The 11,481-nt window shown below is 69.5% G+C and carries 9 protein-coding genes and 2 pseudogenes; 3 read left to right on the top strand and 8 right to left on the bottom strand.

All coding sequences use genetic code 11. The annotated features are described in order from the left end of the window. Window positions 1-760: 760 nt before the first annotated feature. Window positions 761-1,046, bottom strand: a pseudogene (locus tag ACWCXC_RS28960) (IS21 family transposase); the annotation flags it as partial. 155 nt (window positions 1,047-1,201) lie between these two features. Here ACWCXC_RS28960 and ACWCXC_RS28955 point away from each other — a divergent pair. Next, window positions 1,202-1,617, top strand: a pseudogene (locus ACWCXC_RS28955) (hypothetical protein). Window positions 1,618-1,656: 39 nt separating this feature from the next. Here the strand turns inward: ACWCXC_RS28955 and ACWCXC_RS28950 are convergent. Together ACWCXC_RS28950 and ACWCXC_RS28945 are read right to left on the bottom strand one after the other, a co-directional pair. Then, window positions 1,657-2,196, bottom strand: a complete 540-nt coding sequence (locus tag ACWCXC_RS28950; RefSeq protein WP_450890972.1) for a GNAT family N-acetyltransferase — start codon at window positions 2,194-2,196, stop codon at window positions 1,657-1,659. Further along, window positions 2,193-3,476 carry an XRE family transcriptional regulator gene (locus tag ACWCXC_RS28945; RefSeq protein WP_450890971.1) on the bottom strand — a complete coding sequence of 428 codons (1,284 nt, stop codon included), beginning with the start codon at window positions 3,474-3,476 and terminating at the stop codon, window positions 2,193-2,195. Before ACWCXC_RS28945 ends, ACWCXC_RS28950 begins: the two co-directional genes overlap by 4 nt. A gap of 225 nt (window positions 3,477-3,701) precedes the next feature. Between ACWCXC_RS28945 and ACWCXC_RS28940 the strand changes: the two genes are divergently transcribed. Then, window positions 3,702-4,244 (top strand): ATP-binding protein, encoded by a 543-nt coding sequence (locus tag ACWCXC_RS28940; protein ID WP_450890970.1) that lies wholly within the window; start codon window positions 3,702-3,704, stop codon window positions 4,242-4,244. A 145-nt stretch (window positions 4,245-4,389) separates the two neighbouring features. After that, a complete protein-coding gene (locus ACWCXC_RS28935) occupies window positions 4,390-5,121 on the top strand; it encodes a hypothetical protein (protein WP_450890969.1) in 732 nt (243 codons plus the stop codon). Between the two features lie 89 nt (window positions 5,122-5,210). On the opposite strand, the gene ACWCXC_RS28930 is transcribed toward ACWCXC_RS28935, so the two are convergent. From ACWCXC_RS28930 to ACWCXC_RS28910, 5 genes are all read right to left on the bottom strand, one after another. Next, complete coding sequence (locus tag ACWCXC_RS28930; RefSeq protein WP_450890968.1) at window positions 5,211-6,497, bottom strand: phospholipase D-like domain-containing protein; 1,287 nt, start codon at window positions 6,495-6,497, stop codon at window positions 5,211-5,213. Between the two features lie 216 nt (window positions 6,498-6,713). Further along, complete coding sequence (locus ACWCXC_RS28925) at window positions 6,714-7,388, bottom strand: DUF6518 family protein (protein WP_450890967.1); 675 nt, start codon at window positions 7,386-7,388, stop codon at window positions 6,714-6,716. 600 nt (window positions 7,389-7,988) lie between these two features. Continuing rightward, complete coding sequence (locus tag ACWCXC_RS28920; RefSeq protein ID WP_450890966.1) at window positions 7,989-9,446, bottom strand: catalase; 1,458 nt, start codon at window positions 9,444-9,446, stop codon at window positions 7,989-7,991. Between the two features lie 234 nt (window positions 9,447-9,680). Next, window positions 9,681-10,580, bottom strand: a complete 900-nt coding sequence (locus ACWCXC_RS28915) for a 2-hydroxy-3-oxopropionate reductase (protein WP_450890965.1) — start codon at window positions 10,578-10,580, stop codon at window positions 9,681-9,683. 37 nt (window positions 10,581-10,617) lie between these two features. Then, on the bottom strand, window positions 10,618-11,457 hold the full coding sequence (locus tag ACWCXC_RS28910) for a TIM barrel protein (RefSeq protein ID WP_450890964.1): 840 nt from the start codon (window positions 11,455-11,457) through the stop codon (window positions 10,618-10,620). Window positions 11,458-11,481: the final 24 nt, after the last annotated feature.

The raw sequence follows: 11,481 nt of genomic DNA, 5'->3' as shown, positions 1-11,481 counted from the left end.
GGGAGCGGCGAGACGACATCCACGAAGCCTTCCTCGGCCTCGCCACCTGCCTCATCACACACCGGCACGTGAAACGCCTTTGTTAGGACCTCTTAATGGTCCGTGCCGACAGGCCCGCCTCACCGTCCTCGAGCCGGACGACCTTGGGCCCGCGTCGCGGTTTCTTCTGTGCGGTGATGAACGCGAAGATGTCCGCCGTGACGACGTCGGTCGGCTCCTTGGGCACCGCCGAGAAGAAAACCTTCAGGTCGTAGGCGGTGGCCAGCAGAGTGTTGGGCCGACAGCGGGCCGCGACGAACTCCAGGTAGTCGTCGACCAAGGCATGCCCAAGAGAGGCCGTGGGGTTGCCCGCGGCATCGACATGTCGTACCAACTCCGGCTGCCAGGCCATCCGCGCTCCTCGACGGGAGCGACCATCCTGACCGGAAACACGAGATCGCGAAAGAGTTGTCACCCACATAACCGCCCAGCACGTTGAGAGCGTGGACGTGGCCTTCGAAGAATGCCTCTTGCCCTGCCGAGGCGAAGATGCGGTGGACGGCCTTGCCCGAGTACGACAGCCGGAAGGCAAACAGATAGCAGGTCACCAGCTTGCCGGCCAACTTGAAGGTGACGTCTCCGAAGTCGACCTCGGCCTCGGCTCCGGGCCGATGGGTCTGCGGGACGAAGGCATCGACCACCCCCTTGCCAGCCTGGCGACGGATCTCCTCGCGGCGTTCGGCGACGTAGGTGCGGACCATCTGGTAGGAGATGTCGACGGCGTCGTGCTCGTCGAGAAGCCGGTCGTAGATCCGCTTGACCGTGTGCCGCTGCTTCCGTGGCGCGGTCAGGTCCGTCTTCAGGATGGCGTCGATCACCGGCTTGTAGGGGTCCAGGCGCGTCGCGCGCGGCCTCATCTTCTTGCGCGGCTCCGGCAGGGCCGACACCAGGGCACGCTGCACGGTCTCGTAGCCGACGCCGTACTTCCGCATGAGCGCGCGCGTCGCCATGCCTGTCCTGGCGTCACGGCGGATCGCCGCGTACAGATCGACCTTGGACTTCGGCAACACCCTGGCCCCCTCGTCGTGCAGAGCACAACCAGGGTCCCGAAGCAAGCACCGAGGTGTTTCCAGAACTCAGCGACATCACTCTCCCGTGGAACCGGGTGTTCCCGCTGCTGAGCATCAGACGTTCCTGAAACTCACCTACAAAGCCATAGGGGATCTTTGCTGCGCGAAGGGCTGACCACCGAAAAATCCGCCGGGCCTGGTGCGAGTCGGAAGGGCTGGACCCAGGCGCGTGGCGCCACACTCTGGACGACCACCCGGAGGGCCGGCGGCTGTACGCGGCTCTGGAGGTCGGGAAAACCGGGCAGTCGGAGTGGCACGAGGGCACGGCGGGGCTCCTGGGTGCGCACGTCCGATGCGGTGAACCTGATGTGGCGAGCCTGGGCCGAAGTACCCGTCGCCCGGCGGATGGTCGCGCTCACGCGTGCGGTGCGTGTTCGTGGACGATCAGGCGGTGAACCTTCCGCCGGCCGCCGGTCTGGGCATCGCAACGGTCCATGCCAAGGACGAGACCGTGGCCGTGACGGAGTTGGAGGCGCTTCTCGGCGTTACGGCCGAGTCCGCCGCGTGAGGCGACCGCGCTCTTCCTGCGCGGTTGCCGTGCGATGAGTCATCGGATGGGGCAGATCATTACGGTGAGGAGGGGCGAGGCCGGTGACGGCTGGCTCTGGCCGATGTCCGTGTAGCCCCATGACGTGTAGAGCGCGTGGACCTTCCCGTCACCTGCGACGCTGTTGACCATGAGCGTGACGTAGGGCTCGTCGCTTGTGGCGAGGAGGGCGTCGTGGATGCGGCGGGCGGTGCCGGTCTTGCGCCAGGCCGGGCGGACGCCGATTTCTTTGAGGGCCATGGCCGGACGCTCGGTGTACTTCTCTGCCGGGGCCGGGCTGGTGCGCTGCCAGTAGCGGTCCCCGTGCTCGATGGTGTTGCTGTACGCGTAGCCGACCGGCTCGTTGTGCGCGTACGCGAGGACGGCTGTGAATCCCGGCTCGTTTGAGTGACGGTCGAGGCGTTCTCCGAATGCGGTGACCGCGTAGTTCGGCAGGTGGAGCAGCGGGGCGCGTACCTCGGCGTATACATCGAGGAGGTCACCGCGAATCGTGTCCAGGCTCGTGAAGGTGCGCAGCTCGATGGTGGGCGCGGTGGTCATGTGGCCTTCCTCCAGGTGATGGTGTGCTCTGTCCAGGTCTGGACGGTGGTGCTGCGAGGTGCGGATGCGCGGAGGGCGGCACCGAATTCTTGGAGCATGCGCGACACGCGGGCATGGCGAGTGGCGGCGTCTGCGGGGACCCTTATGGCGGTTGCTGTTGCGGCGTCCGCGGCCCCCTGTGAGAGAAGAGCGTGCGCGAGGCGGGTCGTGGCGATGGCGCGAGACCTGACCATGTGGGGCTGGAACGACGCCAGGCAGCGGTGGGCGTGGTACTCGGCGGTCGGGTACTCGCCGAGCGCCAGATAGGCGGAGAGGGCCAGGGAGTCCAGTTCGGCTTGATCATAGAAGGCGAGCAACCAGACGGGCCGGTGATCAGCCGGATCGGCGCGCAGCATGGCGTCCTGCGCCTGCTCGAACGCGCGACATGTCTCCGTACGATTCTGGGCCGTACCGTGAATGGCTCCCTGGCGGGCCAGGCCGAGGGACGCGAACAGCGGGTCACGACGGGTGAGATGCAGGTTGCGAGCAACGTCATTCGCGGCGATCGCGTCGGCGGGGCGCCCCATGTGCCGGTACATCGTGCCCGCGTGACTCCAGATGCGGAACTTGATCGCCTGGTCGCCCGACATCTCCGCGAGGGCCTGGGCCTCGCGCATGTGCCCCTTCGCGGCCTCGTAGCGCCGGCCGTCGATGGCCGCCCACATCGCGGACGAGCGGAACGCGGCTCCTGAGGCGTACAGGCTGTTGCGCACCCTCTGGGTCGCGCTGCCCGCGTTCTGGAGGTTGAGTGCCTCGTCGGCGAGCGCTGTGGCCAGTTCCTCGATGCGGGGTTGTCCGCCGTGGCGGTGGTCGTTGGCGATGATCTCGGCGAAGCGCTTGTTCAGCCGGTTGACGTCGCTCATGCCGATCCGGCGGGGTGAGGCGGTCCCTGGGGCTGCTGCTGCGGCGGCTGCCGCAGCGATGCCGCCGACGAGAGTGCGGCGCTTCATTTCGGGGTCCTCCTGCTGCGATGACGCTGGGGTGGCCGAAGAGCGGCCCCGTGGCACGAACCCTAAGGCGACGGCGGGTAAGCCCGTCACCGTCTCAAGCGCTGTACGGGTTGCTGACTTCGGCCAGGTAACTCGGCCGGCCTTCCAGGCACGGATGGACGACCCGTCGAGCCCGCCCATGCGCCCCGTCAGCTCTTCGACGGCGCTGTTCACGGCATCGGCAAGGCTGTTGGAGCTGAATCCATGCTCGGTCATCCACGTCTCAAGGACGGTGTTGCGGATCGCCACCATGCGGGCACGGTAGCTGCTGGGCTCGCGGTCCACCACGTAAAGGGCAGGTCAAAACGTCCTAGTCGAGCCCGACCGATGAGCGCTTCAGCGCCCTAACCAGCCACGGGAGCAACGGAGTTACCTGGATGCCGGTCACCTTCAGCGAGTGAGTGGTGACTGTTCGTTCCTCTCTGAAACAGGAGCCCCGTCATGCCCCACCAACAGCCCCGGAGGAGCCGGCTCGCGTTGGCGGACACGCCCAACGCCGTGGCTCTGGCGCGGCTGCACACTGCCGACGTCCTCTCTGGCTGGTCCGTTTCCTCCCATGCCGTCGAGACGGCGCAGCTCCTGGTGTCGGAGCTGGCGACCAACGCCGTGCGGCACACGGAGGACGGCGAGGTGTCTACGCGTCCGGCTTCATGGCAGGGCGGCGTACAGACCTTCGAACTGCTGCTGGAGGCCGAGCCCGACGCCGTCAGGGTGTCGGTGTGGGACCGCGATGCGAGGCCGCCGGTTCTGAAGGAGGTCGGTGTCGACGCGACGGGCGGACGCGGAATCTTCATCGTGGCGGTCATGAGCAGGGCCTGGGGCTGCTACCCGGCTCGGAACGCGCCGGGCAAAGTGGTGTGGGCCGAGATCGCACTCGCCGTCGCGGGGCCGCAGGGCGGCAGCGACGTTTCCGTATCGTCTCCGGGCCTGCCCGAATCCGATGGCCTCCACGTGCCCGATGCCGCACGGGCCGACACCAACCTGATCGGTCGCGTGCTCGTCGGCATCAAGGATCTCTGACCGCCTCGCCCGACTGGCCGGCGATTGCACCAATGACTACGCCTCCTCCTTTCGCCCGCGCAGTGCGGCCCATGCACTACGTCCCCGTGCGGCTGGCTGCCGCACACGCAAACGGACGTTCGCCCTATCCCCTGAGGATCACCCGATGACGAATGCGCTGATGACCGCGATGGCCACGGCCCACGCCCTGAAGCTTGCCCTGGAGTACGCCGGTCTCGACTTCGAGTGGGAGGAAGGCCCCGTGCCCCACGGCCGGCGCCTGCGGTTGACTCCCTCGGTCGCTCACCCCTGGACACACGGAGACGTGCGGGCCCACCTGCTCGCCGAGGGCATCGCCGCCGAGGTGGCGCGTCTGGAACAGGCCCTGCCGTGCCCCGGCCACGAGCTGCTTGTCGTCCTGCCCTCGGACGAGGAAGTCCGGTCCCTCGGGCGGCTGATCGAGACCCGGCTCTCCGAGGCGCAGAACGCGGCGTTGCAGTTGCATCGGGCCCTGGCCCGTATCGGCATCGAGCGGCATCTCGACCTCCAGACCACCGGTACCCGGGAGCTCATCGACCTCGGCATGCTCGATACGGACACGGCCACGCTGCTCTACCGCCGCCTCGGCGGCGACGCGTCGGTCCTGAGCGCCCTCGACCTCGGGGACTGGCACGACCACGAGCGGTTCGCCCGGGAACTGGAGCGGACGATCTCCGCGAACGGGCAGCACCTGCTCGTCGAGTCGGTGCCCACCTGCGGACACTGCCGCAGTCGGTACGGGGGCCACCGCATCCGCTTCGACTACCTGGACGCCGACGACGCGTTGCTCCTCGCGGACACCCTGCACCGGACCACCCCATCAGCAGAATGCGAGCCGCCCTCCGCAGTCTCTGTCTGACACCCAAGGAGATGCCCACCCATGACGTCGGCGGGAGGAGCACCTACGAGGACCGCAGGTGCTCCTCCCGTGCCGAGGGGAAGTCGTCGTCAGCCCTTGCAGACCGCCACGTTGTCGCTGGTGCCGGGGAAGGCGGCGGCGCGGGTGGCCTGGAAGTTGGCTTCGAAGGCGTCGAAGACGGACGGGGTGGTGATGCGGAGCATGGCTTCGTCGTTGTTGCGGAGGGCGGGGCCGCTCCAGTTGTGGCTGCCGGTGAACATCACCTTCTGAACGGTGCCGGCGTACATGCCGTCGACCATCCAGTTCTTCGAGTGGACGATCCGGTTGGGCGCGGTGGAGTCGTCCGGGTCGGGCTGCTGATAGCAGCGGTTGGTGATGCCGGAGACGCCGTGGAGGGCGTTCCAGGTGCCGGAGTCGCTCTCGCTGTAGACGAGGTCGACGAGACAGCCCTGGCCGGCCAGCGCGCGGAGCTTGTCGGCGACGCCCTGGCGGGTGATCTTGAGCATGGCGGCGTGGACGGTGGTGCGGCGGGCGGTGCCGGCGGAGTCGGTGTAGCGGCAGGTGATGTTGTCCATGGCGTTGACGACGGTGTCCGTGGTGTCGTCGCTGCCCGCGCGGGGGAAGAAGTAGTACTTGTAGTCGCCCGCGTTGCCGTAGGTGTAGGACCAGGCGGTGCGGTTCTGGGCCGGGAGGCGGGTGAAGTAGTCCACGTAGCCGTCGTACAGGGCGGTGTTGCCGGCGACGGTGACCGAACTGTTCCAGTAGCGGCTGTAGTTGGACGGCGTCAGGTTCGAGGTGAGCTGGACGACGACGTTCTTCTGGGCGCCGTCGCCGACGCTGCTCGCGAGCAGGAACTTGTTGTGGTTGATCCCGCTCGTCGCCGTGCCGAGGCAGGAGCGGCCCTTGGCGCACAGGGCGACCCAGGAGGCGGCGGAGGTGCTGGTGCCGAGGCTGCTCTTGAGCAGGTCGTAGGAGGCCGGGTAGTCGAGGGTGCTCTCGTCGAGGACGACCTTGACGCTGACGCCCCGGGCCTTCGCGGCGCCGAGTTCCGTGGCGACCGTCTCGTCCCAGAGGTGGTACATCGCCAGGCGCAGGACCGATCCGCTGTCCGCGTTGGCGATCACGGAGCGGACCTGGGCGCGGATGGTCTGCTGCTCGGCGGTGGTGCCGGTCGGCTTGTTGAAGACCGGGCCGGTGGGCACCGTCGCTGCGGCGGCGCTCTGCGCGGGGACGAGCAGGGCGGCCACGCAGGCGGTGGCGGCGAGCAGTACGCCGGCTGCCCGCCTGCCGGGCGTGGTGCGCTGCGTGGCGGAATGCGGGGAGGCGGACCGCCGGGACAGGGACCATGAACGGGTTCGGGTGAGCGGCGGTATCATCGTCGGTTCTCCTCATTCCTCGTGCTTCCGCGCGATGTTGTGCGCGGGCTGTGCGTGTCTCGGGCCGTCAAGCCGGGTCAGCAAAGCACGACTTCGACGCCGAGTCACCTGGCTCGCGCGCCGTGTCGCCGGGGCGGGGAGAAGGAGCAGGGGAAAGGAGGCGGCCTCGTCCTGCCCGTCCCGTGCGCGAACCCCAACCCGTCGAAGAGGCACGTGCTAGCCGGAGATCTGATCCAGCAGCCCGTACACGGCCGCGTAGGCCACCGGGGAAGCGACAACCGCCACGGCGAGGCCCAGGCCGCGCTCGCGGTGGGTGCGCGCCAGTGCCAGGGGCAGTGCGCAGGCGACCACGGCAGCGGCGATGGCCTGGTCGGTGTACCCGAGCGTCAGCCAGTAGTGAAGGCACTCGCTCCCGAAGAGGCCGCCGACCGCACCGAGGGACCCGACGCGCCGCCACAGCCGGGGACTGCGTCGCGACCAGGCGCCGGCCGTACCGAAGAGCGGGCCGGAGACACACGCCATCACCAGCCAGACGAGGGGGAAGACGAGGCTCCCCATGCCCTCGCGGCCCAGTTCCGCGTAGCCGTAGTAGCCGACGACGAGGCCGATCTCCGCGAGCGCACCGGACACGGCGATACGGCGTACATCGCCGACGCGCGGCGCGAGGACCGCGCCGGTGGCGAAGGCGAGCGCCGACCACACCCCGCCGGAGTTCGCCAGCTGGCTCCAGGACGAGGGCAGCCAGCCCTGGAGCAGGTTCGTCAGGACGCCGAGGGCGATGCCGATGGCGGCGCAGAGCACCTGTGTGAGGGCGGCGTGGTCCCGACCGGCGGCGGGGCGGCTGAGGGCGTGGGGCGAGGTCGCCGCGGACGTGGAGGGCGGGGAGGTCATGACGGGTGACTATACATTCTGATTATACGCGCGGTGTATAGAGGGGTGGGGGCGGGTGGCGTCCCGTTTCCCCGCTCCTCTTCCCGGAAATCGTTCCGGGCGGCACTCCCGCGCTGATCACGGTGGCCCGAGGAGTGACCGGCGCCGACTTCTTCGGGGCCGCCACCGAGGACCGGTACCCGGATGTGCTCGGGGCTGTCGCCTGTGGAGACCTCCACCGCAGGGCTCGCGGGGCGCCTCGGACGGCTGCCGCACCAAGCGCTCACCATAAACCACGATCCCGAAGCGAGCGGCGCCGTTCTGCTGGAGGCCGCAGGCGTCATCATCTGAACGCGTGGAAGGGCGCGGAGCACGGGACCGTTTCCGTGCTCCGCGCCCGGTTCAGAGGAAACAGGGGCCGCGGCGGAGGTGCGAAGAGAGGGTTGCACGGGCCTTCAGGTCTGGTGACCGCGCCGCCCTCCCCCGTACCACCGCACTGGTATCGCACCACCGCCGCGGCCCGAGGGGGTGTCCGGCGGATCCCCCGTCCTGCCCCTGCCGTGCGCGAACCCCTCATCCGGGTGGGCGCGTCGGCGCGGGCAGGGTCTGTGGGGTGGGAGATCAGTCCTCGCGCAGGGCGCGGACCGCCTCCTCCACGCGGGTGCCGTACTCGGGGTCGGCCGCGTGGAAGTGGGCGAGGTTCTTCTCGATGACGTCGTCGCGGGTGACCTGGGAGAGACCGCCGGCGATGTTGGCGATCAGGCGGGCCTTCTCGTCGTCGGACATCAGGCGGTACAGCTCGCCGGCCTGGAAGAAGTCGTCGTCCTTGGTGTGGGCGGGGGCGGCGTGGGTGCCGGTCCAGCCGTGGACGGCGAGCGGGGCGGAGTGCGGGGTGTCCGTCTGGGCGGGTCCGGCGTACGAGTTGGGCTCGTAGTTCTTGTCGTGGCGCCCACCGTTGCGGGTGGCGTGCAGGCCGTCGCGGCCGTAGTTGTCGACGGTCGCGGTGCGGGGGGCGTTCACCGGGAGCTGGGTGTGGTTGACGCCGAGGCGGTAGCGGTGGGCGTCCGCGTAGGCGAAGAGGCGGCCCTGGAGCATCTTGTCCGGGGACGGGCCGATGCCGGGCACGAAGTTGTTGGGGGAGAACGCGGCCTGCTCGACCTCGGCGAAGACGTTGTCCGGGTTGCGGTCCAGGACCAGCCGGCCGACCCGCTGGAGCGGGTAGTCGGCGTGCGGCCACACCTTGGTCAGGTCGAAGGGGTTGAAGCGGTAGTCGGCGGCCTCGGCGGCCGGCATGACCTGGACGTACAGGGTCCAGGACGGGTTGACGCCCCGCTCGATCGCCTGGAGCAGGTCCGTCTGGTGGGAGTTGGCGTCCTTGCCGACGAGTTCGGCGGCCTGCTCGGAGGAGAGCGAGCGCACGCCCTGGTTGGTCTTGAAGTGGTACTTGACGAAGAACGCCTCGCCGTCGGCGTTCGTCCACTGGTAGGTGTGCGAGCCGTAGCCGTTCATGTGCCGGTACGAGGCGGGTATGCCGCGGTCGCCCATCAGCCAGGTGACCTGGTGGGTGGCTTCCGGGGCGTGGGCCCAGAAGTCCCAGACGTTGTCCGGTTCCTGACGGCCCGTGAACGGGTCGCGCTTCTGCGAGTGGATGAAGTCGGGGAACTTGATCGGGTCCTTGATGAAGAACACCGGGGTGTTGTTGCCGACGAGGTCGTAATTGCCCTCGTTCGTATAGAACTTGAGCGCGAAGCCGCGCGGGTCGCGCACCGCGTCCGCGCCGCCGAGCGAGTCCGCGACGGTGGAGAAGCGGATGAACGTCTCGGTGCGGCGGCCCACCTCGGAGAGGAAGTCGGCGCGGGTGAAGCCGGTGACGTCGTCGGTCACCTCGAAGTAGCCGTACGCGCCGGAGCCCCGGGCGTGCACCACGCGCTCCGGGATGCGCTCCCGGTTGAAGCGGGCCAGCTTCTCCAGGAGATGGCCGTCCTGGAGGAGGATCGGGCCACCGACGCCGGCGGTGGCGGAGTTCTGGTTGTCGGCGACCGGGGCGCCGGACTCGGTCGTAAGCACACGCTGCGTCATGGTGTCGGGGCGACCTTCCGTACGGGAGCTGCTGAACTGCGACGAGACACCCCCTGGGGGCTCCAGGAGCGTAGATACGCCCCGAACTCGACGTCAACAGTTTGTTGAAATTCTGCGGGAGGGGGAGAGGAGGGGAGGGGGAGGGGGTGTTCCGGACGGTGCCGGCGCCTGGGCGCGACAGGACAGGTGTCAGCGCCGGCACCGTCCGGAAGTCGGGGTGGGGCGGGGCCGGGGTCAGCCCCGGGCGGACCCGCCCGAGAGGCGTTCCACCGAGCGCAGCAGCGCCGAGTGGTCCAGGCCGCCGTCGCCCTGCGCGCGCAGCGAGGCGACGAGCTGGGCGACCACGGCGCCGACGGGCAGCGCGGCGCCGACGTTGCGGGCGGCGTCGGTCACGATGCCCATGTCCTTGTGGTGCAGGTCGATCCGGAAGCCGGGCGCGAAGTCCCGGTTGAGGAAGTTGTCCTTCTTGCGGGCCAGGACGGTCGAGCCGGCCAGTCCGCCGTTGAGGACGTCCAGGGCCGCGCCGAGGTCGACGCCGGACTTCTCCAGGAAGACCACCGCCTCCGCGCACGCCTGGATGTTGACTGCGACGATCAGCTGGTTGGCGGCCTTCACCGTCTGGCCGGAGCCGTGCGGGCCGCACAGCACGATGGTCTTCCCGAGCGCTTCGAGGAGCGGCTTCGCCGCGTCGAAGTCGGCCCGCTCGCCGCCCACCATGATGGACAGAACGGCCTCGATCGCCCCGGCCTCACCGCCCGACACGGGGGCGTCCAGGACCCGGATGCCCTTCGCGGCGGCGTTCTTCGCCAGGTCCACGGAGGTCTGCGGGGTGATCGAGGACATGTCGATCAGCAGGGCGCCGCGCCGGGCGTTCTCCAGGATGCCGTCGGGGCCGTACGCGACCGCCTCGACCTGCGGGGAGGCGGGCACCATCGTGACGACCACGTCCGCGTCCCGGACCGCGTCGGCGATCGAGGGGGCGCCGGTGCCTCCGGCCGCGGCCAGCCGGTCGATCTTGTCCTGCTCCAGGGTGTAGCCGGTGACGTCGTACCCGGCCTTGATCAGGTTCTCGGACATGGGCGAGCCCATGATGCCGAGCCCGATCCACGCGACCTTGGGGAGGTTGTTGCTCATGAGGGTGCCTTCCGATTCGGCGGGTGTGCGGGGGCGCTCAGCGGGCGGCCCGCGCGGTGGCCGGGAGCCAGTCGAAGGACGCGGCGCTCGGCCGGTCGCCGGGCTTGTACTCCAGGCCGACCCAGCCCTCGTACTCGGCCTTCGTCAGCTCGTCGAGCAGCCGCTCCAGCGGGAGCGAGCCGGTGCCGGGCGCGCCGCGCCCCGGATTGTCGGCGATCTGTACGTGACCCGTCCGGTCGGCGTACGCGGAGATGACCCGGCCGAGGTCCTCCCCGTTCATCGACAGGTGGTACAGGTCCAGCAGGAACTTCGCGTTGCCGAGCCCCGTCGCCGCGTTGACCCGGTCGACCACCTCGATCGCGGCCTCCGCGCTCACCAGCGGATAGTCCGGGGACTCCGGCTTGTTGAGGGTCTCGATCAGCAGCACCGCGCCGATCCGGTCGGCGGCGCGGGCGGCCTCGGTCAGGTTCTCCAGGGCGAGCGCGTCCTGGACGGCCGGGTCGACGCCGTCGATCCGGTTGCCGTACAGCGCGTTGAGCGCCGTGCAGCCGACCGAGGCGGCGAATCCGGCGGCCACCTCGATGTTGGCCCGGAAGCGCTCGGACTCCTCGCCCGGCACGGAGAGCGCGCCGCGATCGGGGCCGGGCAGCCGTCCGGCATAGAAGTTCAGGCCCACGAGCCGGGTGCCGGCGTCGTCGAGCGCCCTCTTGAGGGCGTCGAGCTGGGCCTGCTCGGGGGTGGGGTCGTCGATCCACGGCCACCACAGCTCGACCGCGGTGAAGCCCGCCGCGGCGGCGGCCGCGGGGCGCTCCAGGAGCGGGAGTTCCGTGAAGAGGATCGACAGGTTCACATCGAAGCGCTGGTCCGGGTAGCCCATGAGGGTGTCGGTGCTCCTTCCGTA

Source organism: Streptomyces sp. NPDC001515 (assembly GCF_053597115.1).
Note: the sequence above shows the minus strand (reverse complement) of the source record. Positions and strands in the feature narration are given on the sequence as shown.